The following is an 18,165-nucleotide window of genomic DNA, read 5'->3' on the forward strand; positions in this document are numbered from 1 at the left end:
ACTGGCCCGCTATGACGCCTTCCCTAGCCAACTTCCTGAGCAGCCTCGCCTGGGGGGCAGTGATCGTGGTGGTGCCCATCACCATCGCCCTGGTGCTGATCAGCCAGAACGATCGCCTCGATCGTCGCCTCTGAAAGAGCTGGGGCCTAGGCAGCCCAGGCAGCCTGCCTACAGTGGGCGAATGGTTGAACGGGTGAGACACCGTGGTTAATGCCAGCCTGAATTGGGCCAGCATCGTGGGCATTGTGCTGGCCGTCGGCGGCGCCCTGCTCTATTTCATGCGGAGCTTCAAGCCCGCCCTGGCCCGCGACTACGACGTTTTCTTTGCGGCGATTGGCCTGCTCTGCGGCGGCATTTTGTTTTTTCAGGGTTGGCGCCTGGACCCCATCCTCCAGTTTGGCCAGTTCCTGCTGGCCGCCACCACCGTTTTCTTCGCCTACGAAAGCGTCCGGCTGCGGGGTGTGACCACCGAGCAGGCGCGGCGCTCTTCCTACTTCGACGACGACGAACCGATGCCCACCCCGGGGCCCGCCCGCGCCCGGGTGGCCGGAAGAACCTGGGGCGAAGCTGATGTGGATCGCTTTGATGAGCCCCAGCCCCTGCGCCGCCGCATTCCTTCCCGCGAAGACGAAAGCGAAGACGAAGACTTCTACAGGGCACGCCGGCCCAACCGCACGGCCATCCCCGAGCGGGCAGCGAGCCGCAGGCCGGCCCAGGGCGACTGGGCAAGCCCAAGCCAGGAGCCTGAGCCCAGCCGTTTCAGCGGCTCAGCACGGTCAGCCGCCAGGCCAGGCGCCGATTTCGGCTCCCGCCGCCGCGAGCGTGATGCCACCCCAGAACCGCGCCGGGGCAGCCGACCCACTGCAGCACCTGAGGCCATGCCCCGCTCCACCAGGCGAGCCACCACCCCTGAGGTTGCCCCCCCAACCGGGCCAGCCGGAATCCCCCAGGGTTCTCCTATCTCTGGGGCAAGCGAGCAGATCAGCGATGCAGACTTCACTCCGCTGAAACCCCGCGGACCTGGCGCACCCCGGCCGCGGGACAACAGCTCCCGCTTCGACGACTGAGGCGCCCTGAACCAACCAAATACGGCGCCAGCCCTGGCAGCCCTGCTGCTGCCAGCCTGCCTCCTGCTCCTGGCAGGTTGCAGCGGTGGACCCTGGTTCGGCCGCCGCAGTGCCGGCCCCGCCGGCGGCCTCGGTGAAGCCAGCCGCCAGGATCCGGCCCTAAGCGGCCAGGGGCAGCTGCTGGCCTCCGTGGTGGAGCGCAGCAGTGGGCCCACCCTGCTGCTACAGGAACAACCCAGCGGGAAGGTCCTGAACCTCCGCCACTTCCAGAGGCACCAGCCCCACAGCTCCCCCTCCCTGAGTTGGAACGGCCGCTACGTGGCTGCCCTGGTGCAGCAGGGCAGCCAGCGGGTGCCCTTGATCGAAGATCGGCTCAGCGGGGCCCTGCATAGGCTGCCCCTGCCGGCCGATCACACCGCCCTGCGGCTCAGCCTGGCCCCGGAAGCGGGTCGGCTGGCCGTGCAGGTGGCCCTCGATGGCCAGGTGCGGGTGCAGTTGTTTGATCTGACTGGCCTGCTGGAGCCCGACCGCCCGGGCGGGATGGCCATCCAGGGGGGCGGTCCTGGAGCCCCCCCATGAGGGTGCCTGTCCTTGCAACGGCCACAGGCACTCTCATGGCCATGGCCCTGCTGCTGGGCAGCTGCATGGGGCCGATGCCGAGGCCACTGCAACCAGTCAACAGCCGCCTCGAGGCCTTGGGCGCCACCCGGGAGCCTTCTCTCTCGGGTCGCTGGCTGGCCCTGATCAGCGGCCGGGGCGGGCGGGAGCAGGTGATGCTGCTCGATCTGGAGCGCCAGCAGCCCCAGCCCCTGCTAGGCCTCAACCGGGCCGATGCCCAGCCCTTGAGCGTCAGTATCGATGCAGCTGGGGAAAAAATAGCCCTGGTGCGCCAGCTGGAAGGCCGCACCGAGCTGGTGCTCTACCGCCGCTCGCTGCAGAGCCTGCAGCCAATCGCCATGGTGCCCAACGGTGTGCCCAAAGCAGTGCAACTCCAGGCCGATGGCCGCCAGCTGGCCGTGCAGGTGAGCCGCAATGGGATCTGGCAGGTAGACCTGATCCATATCCCCTGAGTGCGGGCCCAGGGCCCCCAGTGAGAGGCCTCCAGGGCGGCGACTCAGGGAGAGGGCTCAGGGCACCAGGCCCGCCCAGTGCAGGAAGGTGTCTCCGCTGATGGCCTCGATCAGCAGCAGGGCCGCAAAACCCACCATGGCAAAACGACCATTGACCCGCTCGGCGTAGCCACTCCAGCCAAAAGCCGGAATGTCGCCGGTAGTGGCACTGGTGGTTGCACTGGTGGTTGCACTAGTGGGTGGATTTGTGGCCGGAGTCTCAGCAGGCATGGGATCAGGCATGACGTCCCACGTCATAGCCGGCCGCCGGCAACAGTCGCCACTTACCACTGCCGTCGAGCTCCAGCACCGTGTCGTGGAAGGCGGTGAGGGTGGGGCGGTGACCCACGCTCACAAAGGCCATTTCCCGCTCGCTTAGCAGGGAATAGAGGTGGCGCTCCGTGGCAACATCGAGGGCACTGGTGGCCTCATCGAGCACAACAAAGCTGGGTGAATTGAGCAGCAGGCGGGCAAAGGCCAAACGCTGCTGCTCGCCCAGGGACAACAGCCGGGGCCAGTCTTGGATGATATTTAGGTCGGGATAACGCTGCACCAGCTCGCCCAGGCGCACCTCCTCGAGCACATGGCGCAGCTGGCCATCGCTAAAGCGATCCGGCTGCTGGGGATAGCAGAGCTGCTCCCGCAGGCTGCCCAGCAGCATGTAGGGCTTCTGGGGGATGAACATCAACTCCCCCTCGCTGGGCCGCTCCACCCGCCCGCATGCCGGCGGCCAAAGGCCGCTCACCATGCGCAGGAAAGAGGTTTTGCCACAGCCGGAAGGCCCCACCACCAGCAGGCGCTGGCTGCGATTCACCTCGAGGCTCAGATCCCGAATCAGGGTGCGGTTGGTGCGGGGCGGCACCAGGTCCACATGGCTGACCAGGATCGAGCCGTCGTCACGGCCCCCACTGGTGGCCGCCAGCTGGGCCTCTAGGGCGGCGGCTTCAGTGCCGATCGCATCAACCTTTCCCTGGAATCCCTCCAAACGGCTAATCGAAGCGGAGAAGGCGGCGAGGCGATCAATGTTGTTAACGATATAACTCACCGAAAACAAAACCTGACTGAAGGCAATGCTGGCCTGGGTAAATACACCAAAATCAACCTGCTTAGCGAAGTAGATCGGTGCAATCACCAGCCAGGGCAAAAATCTAGAGAAATAATCGTAGGAGCGCTGGATCACACTGATCAGGGCTTCCCAGACAATCAAACGGTCGTAGTTTTGAATCGCTCCTCCCAGCCGCCGCTGGGCCTCGCTGGCTTCCTGCTGCTCTCCGCGGTAGAAGGCGATCGACTCGGCGTTATCGCGGATGTGCACAAGGCCATAACGAAAATCGGCCTCTAGCTTGAGCTGCAAATAATTTAGATTGACCAGCTTACGGCTTGCAAACACAATCAAACCGGTGCCCCCCACCGAGTACATCAAAAGCACCAAGGCCAGCTGGTCACTGATGTTCCATAGCACAATGATGAAACTGGCAAATGTGAGCAGGGCTGCGATGATCTCAACAACAACGCTCAAGCTAGTGCCAGTAAAACTGGCCGTATCCTGGGAAATTCGCTGGTCTGGATTATCAATTTCTTCGATCGACTCATCGTTTGGATTGAGAATATAATAGGCTCGATTAGAGAGGTAGCGATTCAACAAGCGCCCACTCAGCCACTCTCGCCATAACAAGCCAAGCTTGGGAATCAGGTAGCTCTGGATCGCCCGGATAGGCAGGGCCAGCACCAGACAAAAAGCATATATGGCTACGATTTTCCAAAAATCATCCGCCTTATAGGCCACCAGGGCATTTTCAATATTGCGAGCGATGAAGCTGATTCCCACATTTATCCCATTGATCACCAGGATCAGCAGGGTGATCACTCCCATCAGCAGCCAGGGCAGCCAGCGGCCCTGCCTCAATTTGCCGCGAAAGGCCACAAAACAGCCCAGTCCACCGGCCAGCAACACCATCACCAGCGGCCCGATCGGGCTACGCCAGATCGCCGCCACCTGCTCCGGCACCCCCGGCAAAAAGCGGCTGCGCAATTCGGGGATCAGGGCCCCACTGAGGGCCAGCACCCCAGTCAGCAGTAGCAAGGTGCTGCCCACCACCACCGCCAGCAGCGCGGCCACCAGCAACAGGAACTGCCAGCCCCGGGTGTCGTCCACCGGCAGGAAGTAGGGCTGGGCGAGACGCTGCAGCTTGCCTAGCTGATCGCGTAGGGCCTTAAAGAAATTCATGGGGGGAACTAGATCAGGCCATTGTTGCCGGGCCGCGCTCAGCCCGGGGGCCAGGCCAGGGGACGCCCACCGATCACGTGCACATGCAGATGAAAAACGGTTTGCCCGGCTGCCGCGCCGCTATTGATCACAGTGCGGAAGGCCTCTAGCCCCTCCTGGCGGGCAACCCTTGCCGCCACCAACAACAGATGGCCCAGCAGGCCCTGATCCTCTGCGCTGGCCTGGGCCAGCTCGGGGATGGGCTGGCGCGGAATCACCAGCACGTGCACCGGCGCCTGGGGAGCCACATCCCGAAAAGCCAGGCAGTGTTCATCGGCGAACACCTGATCACAGGGGATCTCGCCCCGAAGGATGCGCGCAAAGATCGTGTCTTGGCTCACAGGGACACCAGGGGTGGGACAGGGGTGGCACTAATAATCCAGTGGCCCCAGGCAGGATGTTGGCACGGTGCAAGACGGCAGCGCTGCTGGGGCTGGAGGCCCGGCCGGTGCTGGTGGAAGTGGATCTGGCGCCGGGGCTCCCGGGGCTGCAGATGGTGGGGTTGGCCGATGCCGCCGTGCAGGAATCCCGGGAGCGGGTGCGCTCCGCCTTGCGCCACAGCAACCAGAAAGTGCCCCAGACGCGGGTGGTGGTGAATCTGGCCCCGGCCGACCTGCGCAAGGAGGGGCCCGGCTTCGACCTGCCGATCGCCCTGGGGCTGCTGCTGGCCTCAGGCCAGTTGGCCGAAGCGAGCAGCGAGGCGGTATGGAGCGCGGGGGAGCTGGCCCTCAACGGGGAGTTGCGGCCGATCCGGGGGGTGTTGGCCATCGCCATCGCCGCCCGCCAGCACGGCGCCCGGGCCCTGGTGGTGCCCCAGGCCAATGCCTGGGAGGCCGCCCTGGTGGACGGACTGCAGGTGTGGGGTGCCAGCGATCTAAACCAGGTGCTCTGGCACCTGCAGCATCCCCACGCCAGCCATCAGAACCTGCAGCCGCTTGGCCCCCAGGCGCGCCGGCCCGGCCCAACTGGCCCGGAGGTCGGCGATCTCGCCGCCGTCAAGGGCCAGGCCCATGGCCGCCGCGCCCTCGAAATCGCTGCGGCTGGAGGCCATCACCTGCTGCTCTGTGGCCCGCCCGGCAGCGGCAAAACGATGCTGGCCCAGCGACTGGCCGGCCTACTGCCAGCCCTGAACCCCGCCGAGGCCCTTGAGCTCACGGCCATCCACTCGGTGGCCGGCCTGCTGGACAGCAGCCAGGGCCTGCTGGAAACCAGACCCTTTCGGAGCCCCCACCACAGCTGCTCGGCAGCGGGGCTGCTCGGCGGCGGCGGCTTGCCGCGCCCGGGCGAGCTGGCCCTGGCCCACCACGGGGTGTTGTTCCTCGATGAACTGGCCGAATTCCGGCGGGCGGTGCTCGACCAGCTGCGCCAGCCGCTGGAAGACGGGGAAGTATGGATCCACCGGGCGCGACAACGCACCCGCTTTCCCTGTCAGATCACCCTGGTGGCAGCCACGAACCCCTGCCCCTGCGGCTGGCTGGGGGATCCGGAGCGCAGCTGCAGCTGTGGCGAAGGGCAAAGGCAGCGCTACTGGGGGCGGTTGTCAGGCCCCCTGCTGGATCGCATCGACCTCCAGGTGGTGATGCGCCGCCCCAGCAGTCACGCCCTCACCGCCCCCTTTCGCCAGCACAGCGATGGGGATGGGCCCGAGTCGACGGCCGTGGTGCGGCAACGGGTACTGCGGGCCCGCGAGCAGATGGCCGCCCGCAACCCCGCTGGCTGCAGCAATGGCCGCATTCCCGGCGGCGTCCTGCATCAGGTGGTGCAGCTGGAGCCCCAGGCCCTGCTGGTTTGGGAGGGGGCCTTAAAGCAGCGGCAACTGAGCGCCCGGGCCGGGGCCCGACTGCTACGGGTCGCCCAGACAATCAGCGACCTTGGCGCCCAATCTCAAATAAGTGCGGCTGCGATCGCTGAAGCTCTCACCTACCGCTCTTTTGACCAGTTGCACTGAGCTGGTGACTCAGCGGCGGCGGCGGCGCTGCTGGGCCTTGCGCTTGTATTTCTCTACGGGAGTTTCGTGGTGGCGCAGGCGCTTGAGGTCGGCAAAGATGCCCGCCTTGGACACCTGGCGCTTGAAGCGGCGCAGGGCCGATTCAATGCCTTCGTTTTCGCCGACGGTGACCTGGGTCATGAAGCGCTGCGCTGCTCACGGAGTCGATCAATGTAGCAACCGCCTCATACCTGGGGTTCGCCCGGCTGCTGTACTGGCTGTACTGGCTGTACTGGCTGTACTGGTTGTACTGGTTGAACGGACTGGTCAGGATTGACAGGTAGGACCGGCTGGGCCAGGGCATCGGGCCAACCCTCGCGATAGACGTAGACGTGGCCCAAGTTGCGGCCGCCGAAGGCCCGGCGCTTGAGCTGCCAGCCCGGCTCAAACACCAACTGCAGGAAGCCCGTGCCGGCACCCTGGGTGCGGGCTACCACCATTTCCGGCCCCGCCCCAGCCTTGGTGGGCACGGCCAGCAACAGGTTGTCGCCACTTTTGCGCACCACGGTGAGCCGGTAGCTAGCACCCTGATCATCGCCGCCCACCCGCACGGAGTAGCCATTGGCATCGATAAAGCGGCTGCAGATGCCGGTGAAATCAAAGCTGCCCAGCAGCGGCTCTACCGGCGCAGGCGCGCCAGGCACGACGGCAAAGCAGGGCCGGGTGGGCTTCACCTGTTCATAGATGTTGAGTTGGGCTCGCGTGCCATCCCCGATCGGCGCCGCCACGAGCACAAAGCTTTCCTGGCTCAGGTCGACCGCTTGAAACAGGGCGCTGGCCCGGGAAGGGTTGGGTGCCCAGACACCCAGAACGGCCGTGAATGCTGCCAGAGCAAGCGCAGGGGTGCGGGGATCGGGCAAACGCATCGCGGCATCAAGCAGGTATCGATGCAATCGTATGCACCCTGGGAAGCCCCGGCTAGGCAGGCTTGTTGATGCGAATGGCCACCAGTAAGGCCAAGAGGGTGCCCGGCAGGCTCAAGCCCAGAATCCAGCCGGTGAGCTGGGTTCCCAGGTCGGGATCGCCATAGGCGAGCTCAAACACCGAGCCGGTGGCCGCGATTCCAAGCAGGCAGGCCAGGGCCAGGAACAGCCCGGCCAAGGGCTTCATCGGCATGGGGAAAACCTGATTGACATGGTGGAAAGCTCAGCGAATGGTGTGGACGTCGGCCCGCTGGAAGCCCTTCTCCTGGAGCCCCTCGTTGAGGCTGAGCTCATCGGTGACCCGGTCTACGAACAACACCCCGCTGAGATGGTCCATTTCGTGCTGGATGCAACGGGCCAGCAGCCCATCGGCCTTGAGCCGCTGGGGGCGGCCCAGCTCATCGCGGAAGCTGACCTCAACGGCAGCTGGACGCACCACATTGAGATAGACGCCAGGGATGCTCAGGCAGCCTTCCTCATAGGTTTCGATGGCGGCCCCAAAGGAGCTGATCTCCGGGTTGATCAGCACCAGCGGCGGGGTGGCGGCATTTTCGGGATCGAGATCAATCACAAGCAGTTGCTTGTGCACGCCCACCTGGGGGGCGGCCAGGCCGATGCCACTGGCGCTGTACATGCTGCGCAACATGTTGCGGGCCAGCTCGCGCACGTTCCCATCCACCTTGCTGATGCGCCTGGCGGTGGTGCGCAGCTCGGCATCGCCCAGGGTGTGGATGGTGAGGGGGGGCTGCTCAAGCGCCTGCTTGGGCACCTGCACGCCGCGGCTGGCCTGCACCGCGGTGCGAGCCATCTGGGCAAAGCTGGCAGCGGAGCTGGGGGCCAAAGGATACTTGGATTGATAAGCCCGATTCTAAGCCGGTTCGCCCAAGCAGCCGCCCCCTGCTGGGGGTTAGGCGGCCAAGTTGGGCGGCCAGGCTGAACAGCACACTCTTCAAATCGCCCTTGAACTCGCCTTGAACTCCCCGTTGGACTAGCCGTTGAACGATCAGTTGGGCCCAGTATTGAAGCCATCCTTGGGGGGGCCGGCACGGCCCAACCTGGAGCAAGGCCCCCTGGCCGCCTCGCTGGTGGAGGGGTGCATCCCAACGATCAAGGAGCCCAAACTCAGGGGTGGACGGCTGCTATGGCTGGAGCAACGCCCCCAGGAGCAGGGCCGCACCACCTTGATGCGGCGTGAGCCCGCTGGGTCCCTAGCCCGCGAGCTCACCCCCGGCCACTGGAACCTGCGCAGCCGGGTGCACGGCTATGGCGGCGGCGTTTATGCCCTGGCCAACGACACCCTGGTCTTCGTCGATGACGGCGACCGCTGCCTCTGGCAGCTCCAGCTAGCTGGGGCCGCCCCCAGCCAGCCCAGCCGTCTCACCAGCCCCACCGATCGCGCCTTCGCCGATGGGCTGATCGACAGCCGGCGCCAGCGCTGGCTGGGCGTAATGGAGGCCGGGGGCCGCGACCAACTGGTGGCGGTGCCCCTGGCCGGGGGCGAGCCAGAGCTCCTGCACCTGGCAGCCGACTTCTGCGGCTATGCCGCCCTCAGCCCCGATGGCGGGCAGCTGGCCTGGGTGGAGTGGCACCAACCCTGGATGCCGTGGCAGCGCAGCCAGCTGTGGCTAGCCCGGATCACCGCCGCCGGAGCCCTGGAGGATGCCCGGCCGGTGGCCGGCTCCGGGGCGGGCTCCGGGGCGGAAAGCCCGCTGGCCAGCTCGATATTTCAGCCGCTCTGGATCAGCCCCACCGAGTTGGTGGTGGCCAGCGACGCCACGGGCTGGTGGAACCTGCAACGGCTGGAGATCGGCACCGGCAGCTGGCAGCCCCTGCTGCCCCTTGAGGCCGAATTCGCCATGCCCCAGTGGGTCTACGGGATGGCCACCACAGCCTGGGACGGCGAGCAGCTGATTGCCGCCGCCTGCACCGGTGGCGTCTGGCAGCTGGGCCGGGTGGATCTGGCCGCGGGGCGCGTGGGCACCCCAGAGGCCTGGCAGCCCCTAGGTGTGCCCTTCGACGACCTGGCCGCCCTCTGCGCCGAAGCCGGCCAGCTGGTGGCCGTGGCAAGCAGTCCCACCATCCCGGAAGGGCTGCTGGAGTTGGAGCTCGCCAGCGGCAGCTGGCGACACACCCCCATGGCCCCCTGCCCGCTGGCCCTGGAGGCGATCAGCCGGCCCGAGCCGCTCTGGTTTGCCGGCCATGGGGGGCAGCAGAGCCATGCCTGGTTCTATCCGCCCGCCACCGGGGCCTGCGCCAGCTCGCCGCTGCTGGTGAAGGGCCACAGCGGCCCCACCGGCATGGCCCGCCGAGGTTTGAACCTGGGCATTCAGTTCTGGACCTCGCGGGGCTGGGGCGTGCTGGATGTGAACTACGGCGGCTCCACCGGCTTTGGCCGGGCCTACCGGGAGCGACTCGATAGCCAGTGGGGCGTGGTGGATGTGGCCGACTGTGCCGCCGCTGCCCAGGCCCTGGTGGCGGCGGGAAAAGCCAGCGATGCGCGCATCGCCATCGAAGGCGGCAGTGCCGGTGGCTTCACTGCCCTGGCCGCCCTCTGCTTTACGGATGTCTTTCGCGCCGGCGCGAGCCGCTACGGCGTCAGCGACCCCAGCGCGTTGGCGAGCGAGAGCCATCGCTTTGAAGCCCGCTATCTCGATGGGCTGATCGGCCCCTGGCCCCAAGCGCGCCCCACCTACGAGGCCCGCTCACCCCTGGCCCATGCCGGGCAGATCCACTGCCCCGTAATCTTCTTCCAGGGCCTCGATGATCAGGTGGTGCCGCCGGCCCAAACAGAGCGCATGGCCCTTGCCCTGCAGACCCAAGGCATACCGGTGGAGGTGCATCTGTTTGCCAATGAGGGCCACGGCTTCCGCAGCGGTGCGGTTCGGATCGAGGTGCTGGAAGCCACCGAAGCCTTTTTCCGCCGCCACTTCCAACTGTGAACCCACCCGAACTCTGGATCGAGGCCCTGCCCAAACTGGGCTGGCTGGCACTGGCCATCGCAGCCCTCAGCCTGACCCTGGCCCTGGGACGGCTGATCGGTTCAGCTCTGCAGCTCCGGCTCTGGGGGATCCCGGAAGCACTGGTGGCCGGCTTGCTTGGCCTGCTGCTGGCGCCGGGCGGACCCTTGCCCCTGCTGCCGCTGCCGGTGCTGGAGCTCTGGGCCGGGCTGCCGCTGGTGCTGCTCACCCTGGTATTTGGCTCGCTGATGCTCAGCAAGCCTCTGCCCCAGCTCGGCAGCCTGTGGCGACCGGTATCGGGCCAGGTGTCCCTGGCCCTGGTACTTGCCTTCGGCCAGTACGTGGTGGGCGGCCTAGCGGTGCTGCTGGTGCTGCAGCCCTTGCTGGGGGTCAGCCCGGTGATGGCCTGCCTGATCGAAGTGGCCTACGAAGGCGGCCATGGTTCCGCCGCGGCCATGGGCCCCAGCTATGCGGCCCTGGGCTTCCCCGGTGGGCAGGATCTGGGCCTGGCGATGGCCACCGTGGGACTCCTGAGCTCCACCCTGGTGGGAGGCCTCGTGGTGGTGCTGGCCAGGCGCCAGGGCTGGTTACTGGCAACCAGCCCGACCAAACCCATCCAGGGCGAAGGGGCCAGTGCGGCCGCCAGCCCGGCTGGACCCGCCGCCTGGGCCGTGAATCTGGCCCTGGTGGGGGTGGCTGTTTTGGTGGGAGAGCTGCTGCTGCTGGCCCTGCGGGCACTCACCGTGCCCCTGGGCGGGGGCGTGGCCGCAGTGGCGCAGGCCCTGCCGGTGTTTCCCCTGGCCATTTTGGGTTCACTGTTTGTGCGCTGGGTCCTGGAGCGCAGTGGCCACAGCCAGTGGGCCTCAGCGCCAATCCAAAGCGAACTCAGCACCCTTGCCGCCGATCTCCTGATCACGGCAGCCACCGCAGGTCTAAACCTGAAATTGCTGCAGGCCGACTGGCTGCCGCTGTCGGTTCTGGCCCTGGGGGGACTGACCTGGAACCTGGCTGTGGTGCTGCTGCTGGCGCCGCGGGTGCTGCCGGCCGACTGGTTTGAGCGGGCGGTAATCGAATTCGGCCAGGCCACCGGCGTGGCCGCCAGCGGCTTGCTGTTGCTGCGCATGGCCGACCCGGAAGACCAGAGCAATGCCCTGTCCGCCTTCTCGATCAAACAGCTGCTGCTCCAACCATTTCTGGCGGGCGGAGTGATCACGGTGGTGGCCCCCCTGGCGGTGGCGGGCTGGGGGTTGCCGGTATGGACGGGCTTCTGCTTTGGCCTGGTGCTGCTGGCCGGCGGGGCAGGGCTGTGGTTGGCTGGCTCTCAGCCGGCGGCCGCACCTGCGCCGTAGTGCAGCTCCCGGAACTGCCGCCGCACCACCTCCATCTGGCTGGGCGAGAGCTGGGGCGGTTCGCCCAGCTGCAGAGCCTGCAGATACATGTGGGCAAGGGTTTCCACCTCGATCGCGATACGCAGGGCCTGGTCCAGGCTGTCCCCGAGAGCTACCTGGCCGTGTTGGCCCAACAAACAGGCCAGCCGATCGGTGAGGGCCTCCAGGGCGAGGCCTGAGAGCTCAGCAGTGCCAAAGGGGGCGTAGGGGGCACAGCGAATGTCATCGCCTCCGGCCACAGCCGTCATGTAGTGGAAGGGCGGAATGGCGCGGCCATGGCAGGCCAGGGCCGTGGCCTGGATGGAGTGGCAGTGGAGCACCGCCTGAATCTCAAGGCGGCTGCGCAGGATGTCGGCATGGAGCCGCCACTCCGAAGAAGGGCGCCTGGCGCCTGCATCCCTGGGAGCACCGGCCAGATCCAGGGCCACCAGATCGGCAGGTTCCATCTGCTCATAGGGCAGGGAACTGGGGGTGATCAACATCCCGCCAGGGATGCGCACCGACAGGTTGCCCGAGGTGCCCTGGTTGACGCCGCAGGTATTCATGCGCCGGGCAGCGGCCACAAGCTGCCGGCGCAATTCGGGCTCGGGGCCGGGGACGGCAGGCAAGGGCAGGGAGCTAGATGGCCTGACGCTAGGTGGGCGACGCACTCAGTCTCAGCCCGCGTAGAGCTGCCCCAATCCAGCTTCGGTGGCTGCAGCCACTCCCCGCTCGGTGATCAGGGCCGTCACCAGCCGCGCCGGGGTCACATCAAAGGCCGGGTTGAAGCCGGCGGAGCCCGTTGGCGTTAGCTGCACCGTGGTGATTGCCCCATTGGCGCCGCGCCCCTGGATGTGGGTCACCTCCTCGGCGCTGCGGGCCTCGATCGGGATCTCGGCCACGCCATCGCCAATCGTCCAGTCGATCGTGGAGGAGGGCAGGGCCACATAAAAGGGCACGCCGTTGTCGTGGGCCGCAAGGGCCTTGAGATAGGTGCCGATCTTGTTGCACACATCGCCGCGGCGGGTGGTGCGATCGGTGCCCACGATCACCGCATCCACCTGGCCGTGCTGCATCAGGTGGCCGCCGGCGTTGTCGACGATCACGGTGTGGGGCACGCCCTCCTGGCCCAGCTCAAAGGCGGTGAGCGAGGCGCCCTGGTTGCGCGGGCGGGTCTCATCCACCCATACATGGATATGGAGCCCGGCGCGGTGGGCCTTGTAGATCGGCGCCAGGGCCGTACCCCAGTCGACCGTGGCGAGCCAGCCGGCGTTGCAGTGGGTGAGCACATTGAGCGTCGCGCCGGGCTTGCGGGCCGCCAACTGCTGGAAGATCGCCAGGCCGTGCTCGCCGATGGCCTCGCCCATGGCCACGTCCTCATTGGCGATCACCGCTGCCTCCAACCTGGCCGCCTCGGCCCGCTCGGCCGGCGGCAGCGGTGCCACCAGCGCCCGCACCCGCTCCAGGGCCCAGCGCAGGTTGATCGCCGTGGGCCGGGTGGCATTGAGTTGCTCAAAGGCCGCCGCCAGGGCGCCATCGCTGGGGTCGGCCTGCAGGGCCAGCATCAGCCCGTAGGCGCCCGTCACGCCGATCAGCGGCGCCCCGCGCACCACCATCGTGCTGATCGCGTCGGCCGCCTCAGCGCAGCTGCGCAGGGTGCGCGTCGTGAACTGGTGGGGCAGCAGGGTCTGATCGATCACCCCCACTGCGCGGCCATCCGGCTCTAGCCAGATCGTGCGCCAGGCCTTGCCGTCGATGTTCATGGGCGCGGGACGTGCGAGATCAGCCCTTGATCATCCCTGGGGGAGGGCAGGCCGACTCGAGCTGAGCGGAGCAGGACCAGATCCGGAAGGATCCAGGCATGGACCGTTCTCCAATCCGTACAGCTTGTACAGATTTCCGGAGCCTTTCGCAGCAACACAACAGCGGCCCCTACCTGCTCAAATCAACCGGTAGCCGAACCAATCCGGCACCTGGCTCTGGCTCAGGCCCTCCGGGTGGGGCTCCAGCTGTACATGCCAGCGCTCCCCGCCCAGCAGCTCCAGCTGCTCGATCGACAGGCAGTCGTCTACGCCCACCAGATCATCCTTGTGCTGCTGCAGGGCGCCACGCAGCCACTGGCGCTTGGCCGCCGCCTTGGCCGCCTGGAGCGAGCGGGCCACCACCAGGCCGAAGTGGTGCAGCTCCGCCAGCGAATCAGGGCGGTAGGCGCCCAGGTTTACAAACCACAGCCGCTCGGGCCTGGGCGCGGACGGCTCGCGCCCGAGGCTCACCGCGTAGCCATCCACCGCCCGCACCGCCATGTAGCTGTCCAGGTGAAGGCCCTCACGCCTCCCGAACCACTGGCGCCGCAACTCCGGAAGCGCCGCTTCGATCGTGGCGCCGGCCACGAAGCGCACGTCGTGGAGCTCGATGTGACAGCCCGGCGCACGGCCGCCCAGTACCACCAGAAACAGACTTGGGGCGTTGCGCGTCGCCATCGGGACTCGGACGTTTTTCCAGCCTATGGCGAGCACAATGAACAGGTTGCCGAGCGCCCATGGACTTCTTTGAAAACCAATGGAGCACCTATAAAACAATCGTGCAACACGATTTCATGCACCATCGGGCCCTGGTTGGGGCGGTGGAGCAGGTTCTCAAGCACTACTTCAATAGCGCCCCAGCTGGGCACCGCCCCCACTTTGTAGACCTGGGCTGTGGCGATGCCGACCCCCTGGCAGCAGTGCTGCGGGACCTCCCCCTCGGTTCGCTCCTGGGTATGGATCAGGCCAGCAGCGTGCTGCCCCTGGCTGCAAAAGCCCTGGGGGAGGTGGCCTACCCCTGTGACTGGATCCAGGCTGACCTGCTGGAGTGGGCCACGGCGCCAGCGGCTGAAGCGGCTCCGGCCACCAATCCGGTGGACATCATCTATTCCTCCTTCGCCATCCACCACCTGGATGGGGAGAACCAAGAGGCCTTCCTGGCGGGGGCCCGCAAGAAGATCAGCCCCAGTGGCATTTTTCTCTGGGCCGACATTTTTCGCGAACCCGGTGAAACGGTTGATGCCTTTCGACATCGCTACACCCAACGGATGACCAACCACTGGGGGGGTGCCCTCGAGCCGCAGCAACTGGCCCATGCCTGCTTCCACGTGAGCAACTTCGACCTGCCCGCTGACCGCGAAGCGATCGGAACCACAGCCCGCATCCAGGGATGGACCCTTTCCTGGAACTGGGCTGGACCCGACAAGGCCGAGGCGATGGCGGTGCTGACGCCGGCCTAGCTAGCTGTGCTCACGCAGGAAGGTGATCGTGCCCTCCAGCTCCGCGGCGAAGCGGTCGATCTCTTCAGGGGTGGTGGTGAAGCCCAGGCTGGCGCGGGCCGAGCCGGGGATGCCGTAGAGGCGGTGCAGCGGCTGGGTGCAGTGGTGGCCGCTGCGGATGCAGATGCCGGCTGAATCGAGCAGGGCAGCTATGTCGTTGGCATGCAACCCGTCGACGGTGAAGGCCGCCAGGGCGCCGCGGTCGGGTTGTTGCTCGGGGGTAGGGCCCAGGATCCGCACGCCCTCGATCGCCTGCAGGCGCGCAAACAACTGGCGGGTGAGCAGCTGCTCCCAGGCATGGATACGTTCGATGCCCAGGGCACTGAGGTAGTCGAGGGCGGCGCCCATGCCGATCGCCTCAGCGATCGCTGGCGTGCCGGCCTCGAACTTGTGGGGCAGCTCGGCCCAGCTGCTGTGATCCAAATACACGTCCTGAATCATCTCGCCGCCACCCAGGAAGGGGGGCATGGCCTCCAGCAGGGCCTCGCGGGCCCAGAGGAAGCCCATGCCGGTGGGGCCGCAGAGCTTGTGGGAACTGCCCACCAGGAAGTCGGCGCCGAGGGCCGCCACATTCAGCGGCAGGTGGGGCAGGCTCTGGCAGGCATCCACCAGCACCAGGGCGCCGGCGGCGTGGGCCAGAGCCGCCACCTGCTCGATCGGGTTGAGGCAGCCGAGGGTGTTGCTCACCTGCACCAGGCTCACCAGCTTGGTGCGCTCAGTGATCTGGCTGCGCAGATCGTCGAGATCGAGCTCGCCGGTTTCGGTGAGGCCGGCATGACGCAGCACGCAGCCGGTGCGGGCCGCCAGCAGCTGCCAGGGCACCAGGTTGGAGTGGTGCTCCATCACCGTGAGCAGCACCTCATCGCCGAGGCCGAGATTGGCATCGCCCCAGCTGCGGGCCACGAGGTTGATCGCCTCGCTGGCGTTGCGGGTGAACACGATCTCCCGCGCACTCGCCGCACCTATGAAGGCGGCAACCTTGGCCCGGGCAGCCTCAAAGCCCTCGGTGGCGCGGGCGCTGAGTTGGTGGGCGCCGCGGTGGACATTGGCGTTGTCGTGGTCGTAGTAGTGCTGCAGGGCCGCCAGCACCTGGCGCGGCTTCTGGCTGGTGGCGGCGTAATCCAGGTAGATCAGCGGCTGACCCAGGCAGGCCGTCTGGGCCAGCAAGGGGAAATCGGGCCGGGTCAGGGCCGCCAGATTTTCCGCCAGGGGCAAGGATTGGGCCAGCCCGGAAGTGGCGGGGGCGGGGGTCAGCGGGGAGGCGGTCATGGTCATGGGCGCTCCCGCAGCAGGAGCTGGAGGGGATGGGCAGAAGCCGCGGCGGCAGGCAGCTCACGCAACACCTCATCGCAGTAGCCCCGCAAGAGAAGCCGGGAGGCCTGGTCGGCGGCGATGCCCCGACTTTGCAGATAGAAAAGCTCATTTTGCTGCAGTCGGCTGACGGTGGCGCCGTGAGCACACTTCACGTCGTCGGCGACGATCTCCAGCTCGGGCTTGGTGTCCACCCGGGCCCGATCCGAGAGCAGCAGGCTGCGGCTGAGCTGGGCGGCGTTGGTGCGCTGGGCGCTGCGCGGCACCCACACGGCGCCGTTGAACACACTGCGGCCAGCGCCATCGGCCACCACCTTGTGGAGCTGGTCGAGCTGGCCATCTGGTCCGTTGAATTGCACCTGGCTATGGGTATCGGCCAGCTCCTGGCCAGCCACCAACTGCAGGGCCCGAAGGCGGGTGAGGGCCGCACCTTCGCTCTGGCAGATGCGGGGCTCGAATCGGCTCAGGGCCCAGCCCCCCACGGCGGTGGTGAGCTGCAGCTCACTGGCGGGGGCCTGGCTGATGGCCAGGTGGCTGAGCAGGCAGGCGCGGGCGTCCCCGGGAGCCAGCACGCCAAGGTTGAGCTTGGCCCCTTGGCCCAGCTGGGCCACCGTCACCAAGCTGGTGGCATTGGCTGCCCGCGACCCGTGGTGCAGCAACAGCTCCAGGCTGGCCCCCGGCTCGAGCACCAGCAGCAGCTGCAGGGCCAGCAGGCCCTGGCCTGCGGCCGCATCGAAAGTCAACTGCAGGGGCTCGACTGAGCCGCTCACCCGCAGGGCGAGAAAGTGGGGAGACGCGCCCCGGTTGAGCCGCACCGGCCAGGAGGCAGAACTGCCGGTGGCTTGCAGACCCTGATCCAGCAGCAGCTGGGCCTGCGCAGGAGCGATCCGGCTGATTCCACCGGGCAGGCTGAACTGGCTGAAGGGATCGGGCCCCGACCACAGCTCAGCTGCAACGGCCTGCAGCGGGGCGAGATCGGTGAAGCGCCAATCTTCCTGACGGCGGCCCGGCAGGGGCTCGCCCGCCAGCTCGGCCAGCCAGGCGGCGGTTTTCGGCAGGGCCAACGCGGGCATCAGGCCACCTCCTGGTCCACCCAGTCGTAGCCGCTGCGCTCCAGTTCAACGGCCAGCTCCTTGCCGCCGGTGCGCAGGATCCTGCCGGCCGCCATCACGTGCACGTAGTCGGGGGTGATCAGATCCAGTAGGCGCTGATAGTGGGTGATCAGCAGGGTGGCGTTGTCGGGGCCGGCCAGCTGGCAGACCCCCCCAGCCACAATCCGCAGGGCGTCGATGTCGAGGCCGGAATCTGTTTCATCGAGAATCGCCACGAGCGGCTCAAGTAGCGCCATCTGCAGGATTTCATTGCGCTTCTTCTCTCCCCCTGAGAAACCCTCATTCACCGAGCGCTCCAGGAAGGCAGGATCCATCTGAACAAGCTTCAACCGCTCGCGCACCAGATCCTCAAAGGCAAAGGTATCGAGCTCCTCGTCGCCCCTCTCGACCCGGCGGGCATTGGTCGCCACCCGCAAAAATTCCAGGTTGCTGACCCCGGGAATCTCCACCGGGTACTGAAAGCCCAGGAACACGCCAATTCTGGCCCGCTGCTCCGGTTGGAGCTCCAGCAAGTCCTGCCCCCGAAAGAGCACGCTGCCAGCGGTCACGCTGTAGGCGGGGTGGCCGGCCAGCAGCTTGGAAAGGGTGCTCTTGCCACTGCCGTTGCGGCCCATCACCGCGTGAATTTCACCGGCACGCACCGAGAGGTTGACGCCCTTGAGAATCGGTTGATCCTCCACTCGGGCATGGAGATCACGGATCTCAAGCAGCAGTGGGGCGTCGGGGCGAATCACAGCGAGGCAATAGGAAGGTATAGGAATAGAG

The 18,165-nt window shown here is 66.9% G+C and carries 21 protein-coding genes; 8 read left to right on the top strand and 13 right to left on the bottom strand.

What is annotated here, in order from left to right:
* Positions 1 to 11 precede the first annotated feature (11 nt).
* The 4 genes from psbX to H8F27_RS04525 all read left to right on the top strand — a co-directional run bounded on the left by psbX (position 12) and on the right by H8F27_RS04525 (position 2,137).
* Positions 12 to 134: a photosystem II reaction center X protein gene (gene psbX, locus H8F27_RS04510; RefSeq protein WP_197151570.1), complete on the top strand. Its 123-nt coding sequence runs from the start codon at positions 12 to 14 to the stop codon at positions 132 to 134.
* Between the two features lie 69 nt (positions 135 to 203).
* The gene (locus H8F27_RS04515; RefSeq protein WP_197151572.1) at positions 204 to 1,067 is read left to right on the top strand and encodes a Ycf66 family protein; all 864 of its coding nucleotides are present in this window, start codon (positions 204 to 206) and stop codon (positions 1,065 to 1,067) included.
* A 189-nt stretch (positions 1,068 to 1,256) separates the two neighbouring features.
* The gene (locus H8F27_RS04520; protein ID WP_231596515.1) at positions 1,257 to 1,646 is read left to right on the top strand and encodes a hypothetical protein; all 390 of its coding nucleotides are present in this window, start codon (positions 1,257 to 1,259) and stop codon (positions 1,644 to 1,646) included.
* Positions 1,643 to 2,137: a hypothetical protein gene (locus H8F27_RS04525; protein WP_197151573.1), complete on the top strand. Its 495-nt coding sequence runs from the start codon at positions 1,643 to 1,645 to the stop codon at positions 2,135 to 2,137. The genes H8F27_RS04520 and H8F27_RS04525 overlap by 4 nt, the downstream gene beginning before the upstream one ends.
* 57 nt (positions 2,138 to 2,194) lie before the next feature.
* Here H8F27_RS04525 and H8F27_RS04530 read toward each other — a convergent pair whose 3' ends face one another.
* Genes H8F27_RS04530 through H8F27_RS04540 form a run of 3 tightly spaced genes read right to left on the bottom strand, consistent with a single transcriptional unit; the run spans position 2,195 to position 4,783 of the window.
* Positions 2,195 to 2,407, bottom strand: coding sequence for a chlorophyll a/b-binding protein (locus tag H8F27_RS04530; RefSeq protein WP_197151575.1), 213 nt, complete (start codon positions 2,405 to 2,407; stop codon positions 2,195 to 2,197).
* Between the two features lie 4 nt (positions 2,408 to 2,411).
* Entirely contained in the window at positions 2,412 to 4,403 is a 1,992-nt protein-coding gene (locus H8F27_RS04535; RefSeq protein ID WP_197151577.1) for an ABC transporter ATP-binding protein/permease, read from the bottom strand.
* Between the two features lie 38 nt (positions 4,404 to 4,441).
* Positions 4,442 to 4,783: a histidine triad nucleotide-binding protein gene (locus H8F27_RS04540; protein WP_197151579.1), complete on the bottom strand. Its 342-nt coding sequence runs from the start codon at positions 4,781 to 4,783 to the stop codon at positions 4,442 to 4,444.
* Between the two features lie 56 nt (positions 4,784 to 4,839).
* Here H8F27_RS04540 and H8F27_RS04545 point away from each other — a divergent pair, with 56 nt between their 5' ends.
* Positions 4,840 to 6,390, top strand: a complete 1,551-nt coding sequence (locus tag H8F27_RS04545; protein ID WP_197151581.1) for a YifB family Mg chelatase-like AAA ATPase — start codon at positions 4,840 to 4,842, stop codon at positions 6,388 to 6,390.
* A 9-nt stretch (positions 6,391 to 6,399) separates the two neighbouring features.
* Here H8F27_RS04545 and rpsU read toward each other — a convergent pair whose 3' ends face one another.
* From rpsU to def, 4 genes are read right to left on the bottom strand one after another with little or no spacing between them, the layout of a single operon-like run.
* Entirely contained in the window at positions 6,400 to 6,570 is a 171-nt protein-coding gene (gene rpsU, locus H8F27_RS04550) for a 30S ribosomal protein S21 (RefSeq protein WP_010304532.1), read from the bottom strand.
* Positions 6,571 to 6,614: 44 nt separating this feature from the next.
* Complete coding sequence (locus H8F27_RS04555; RefSeq protein WP_197151583.1) at positions 6,615 to 7,295, bottom strand: DUF3747 domain-containing protein; 681 nt, start codon at positions 7,293 to 7,295, stop codon at positions 6,615 to 6,617.
* Between the two features lie 52 nt (positions 7,296 to 7,347).
* Positions 7,348 to 7,545, bottom strand: coding sequence for a hypothetical protein (locus tag H8F27_RS04560; RefSeq protein ID WP_197151584.1), 198 nt, complete (start codon positions 7,543 to 7,545; stop codon positions 7,348 to 7,350).
* Between the two features lie 30 nt (positions 7,546 to 7,575).
* Complete coding sequence (def, locus tag H8F27_RS04565) at positions 7,576 to 8,160, bottom strand: peptide deformylase (RefSeq protein WP_197151586.1); 585 nt, start codon at positions 8,158 to 8,160, stop codon at positions 7,576 to 7,578.
* Between the two features lie 211 nt (positions 8,161 to 8,371).
* Here def and H8F27_RS04570 point away from each other — a divergent pair, with 211 nt between their 5' ends.
* Together H8F27_RS04570 and H8F27_RS04575 are read left to right on the top strand one after the other, a co-directional pair.
* Positions 8,372 to 10,291 (top strand): prolyl oligopeptidase family serine peptidase, encoded by a 1,920-nt coding sequence (locus tag H8F27_RS04570; RefSeq protein WP_370594466.1) that lies wholly within the window; start codon positions 8,372 to 8,374, stop codon positions 10,289 to 10,291.
* Positions 10,288 to 11,658 carry a sodium/glutamate symporter gene (locus H8F27_RS04575; RefSeq protein ID WP_197151588.1) on the top strand — a complete coding sequence of 457 codons (1,371 nt, stop codon included), beginning with the start codon at positions 10,288 to 10,290 and terminating at the stop codon, positions 11,656 to 11,658. The genes H8F27_RS04570 and H8F27_RS04575 overlap by 4 nt, the downstream gene beginning before the upstream one ends.
* Here H8F27_RS04575 and H8F27_RS04580 read toward each other — a convergent pair.
* The 3 genes from H8F27_RS04580 to H8F27_RS04590 form a co-directional block, all read right to left on the bottom strand.
* Positions 11,631 to 12,305 (bottom strand): class II aldolase/adducin family protein, encoded by a 675-nt coding sequence (locus H8F27_RS04580; RefSeq protein ID WP_255517735.1) that lies wholly within the window; start codon positions 12,303 to 12,305, stop codon positions 11,631 to 11,633. The two genes, H8F27_RS04575 and H8F27_RS04580, sit on opposite strands and share 28 nt — an antisense overlap.
* A 48-nt stretch (positions 12,306 to 12,353) precedes the next feature.
* On the bottom strand, positions 12,354 to 13,439 hold the full coding sequence (gene mtnA, locus H8F27_RS04585) for an S-methyl-5-thioribose-1-phosphate isomerase (protein WP_197151593.1): 1,086 nt from the start codon (positions 13,437 to 13,439) through the stop codon (positions 12,354 to 12,356).
* A 177-nt stretch (positions 13,440 to 13,616) separates the two neighbouring features.
* The gene (locus H8F27_RS04590) at positions 13,617 to 14,156 is read right to left on the bottom strand and encodes a DUF1543 domain-containing protein (RefSeq protein WP_197151595.1); all 540 of its coding nucleotides are present in this window, start codon (positions 14,154 to 14,156) and stop codon (positions 13,617 to 13,619) included.
* A 59-nt stretch (positions 14,157 to 14,215) separates the two neighbouring features.
* On the opposite strand from H8F27_RS04590, the gene H8F27_RS04595 reads away from it, so the two are divergent.
* Positions 14,216 to 14,938: a trans-aconitate 2-methyltransferase gene (locus H8F27_RS04595; protein WP_197151596.1), complete on the top strand. Its 723-nt coding sequence runs from the start codon at positions 14,216 to 14,218 to the stop codon at positions 14,936 to 14,938.
* Here H8F27_RS04595 and H8F27_RS04600 read toward each other — a convergent pair whose 3' ends face one another.
* From H8F27_RS04600 to sufC, 3 genes are read right to left on the bottom strand one after another with little or no spacing between them, the layout of a single operon-like run.
* Positions 14,939 to 16,252 carry a SufS family cysteine desulfurase gene (locus H8F27_RS04600; RefSeq protein ID WP_197151598.1) on the bottom strand — a complete coding sequence of 438 codons (1,314 nt, stop codon included), beginning with the start codon at positions 16,250 to 16,252 and terminating at the stop codon, positions 14,939 to 14,941. It abuts the gene before it with no gap.
* Positions 16,249 to 17,361 (bottom strand): SufD family Fe-S cluster assembly protein, encoded by a 1,113-nt coding sequence (locus H8F27_RS04605; RefSeq protein WP_197151600.1) that lies wholly within the window; start codon positions 17,359 to 17,361, stop codon positions 16,249 to 16,251. The genes H8F27_RS04600 and H8F27_RS04605 overlap by 4 nt, the downstream gene beginning before the upstream one ends.
* Entirely contained in the window at positions 17,361 to 18,134 is a 774-nt protein-coding gene (gene sufC, locus H8F27_RS04610; RefSeq protein WP_197151601.1) for a Fe-S cluster assembly ATPase SufC, read from the bottom strand. Before sufC ends, H8F27_RS04605 begins: the two co-directional genes overlap by 1 nt.
* Positions 18,135 to 18,165: the final 31 nt, after the last annotated feature.

The sequence above is a fragment of the Synechococcus sp. CBW1108 genome (assembly GCF_015840335.1).
Classification (GTDB): Bacteria; Cyanobacteriota; Cyanobacteriia; order PCC-6307; family Cyanobiaceae; genus Cyanobium_A.

What these genes read in the sequence shown, in the direction of transcription:
- psbX (WP_197151570.1), top strand. Translation starts at nt 12, where the DNA reads ATGACGCCTTCCCTAGCCAACTTCCTGAGCAGCCTCGCCTGGGGGGCA.
- H8F27_RS04525 (WP_197151573.1), top strand. Translation starts at nt 1,643, where the DNA reads ATGAGGGTGCCTGTCCTTGCAACGGCCACAGGCACTCTCATGGCCATG.
- H8F27_RS04530 (WP_197151575.1), bottom strand. Translation starts at nt 2,407, where the DNA reads ATGCCTGCTGAGACTCCGGCCACAAATCCACCCACTAGTGCAACCACC.
- H8F27_RS04535 (WP_197151577.1), bottom strand. Translation starts at nt 4,403, where the DNA reads ATGAATTTCTTTAAGGCCCTACGCGATCAGCTAGGCAAGCTGCAGCGT.
- H8F27_RS04545 (WP_197151581.1), top strand. Translation starts at nt 4,840, where the DNA reads ATGTTGGCACGGTGCAAGACGGCAGCGCTGCTGGGGCTGGAGGCCCGG.
- rpsU (WP_010304532.1), bottom strand. Translation starts at nt 6,570, where the DNA reads ATGACCCAGGTCACCGTCGGCGAAAACGAAGGCATTGAATCGGCCCTG.
- H8F27_RS04555 (WP_197151583.1), bottom strand. Translation starts at nt 7,295, where the DNA reads ATGCGTTTGCCCGATCCCCGCACCCCTGCGCTTGCTCTGGCAGCATTC.
- H8F27_RS04560 (WP_197151584.1), bottom strand. Translation starts at nt 7,545, where the DNA reads ATGCCGATGAAGCCCTTGGCCGGGCTGTTCCTGGCCCTGGCCTGCCTG.
- def (WP_197151586.1), bottom strand. Translation starts at nt 8,160, where the DNA reads ATGGCTCGCACCGCGGTGCAGGCCAGCCGCGGCGTGCAGGTGCCCAAG.
- mtnA (WP_197151593.1), bottom strand. Translation starts at nt 13,439, where the DNA reads ATGAACATCGACGGCAAGGCCTGGCGCACGATCTGGCTAGAGCCGGAT.
- H8F27_RS04590 (WP_197151595.1), bottom strand. Translation starts at nt 14,156, where the DNA reads ATGGCGACGCGCAACGCCCCAAGTCTGTTTCTGGTGGTACTGGGCGGC.
- H8F27_RS04595 (WP_197151596.1), top strand. Translation starts at nt 14,216, where the DNA reads ATGGACTTCTTTGAAAACCAATGGAGCACCTATAAAACAATCGTGCAA.
- H8F27_RS04600 (WP_197151598.1), bottom strand. Translation starts at nt 16,252, where the DNA reads ATGACCATGACCGCCTCCCCGCTGACCCCCGCCCCCGCCACTTCCGGG.
- H8F27_RS04605 (WP_197151600.1), bottom strand. Translation starts at nt 17,361, where the DNA reads ATGCCCGCGTTGGCCCTGCCGAAAACCGCCGCCTGGCTGGCCGAGCTG.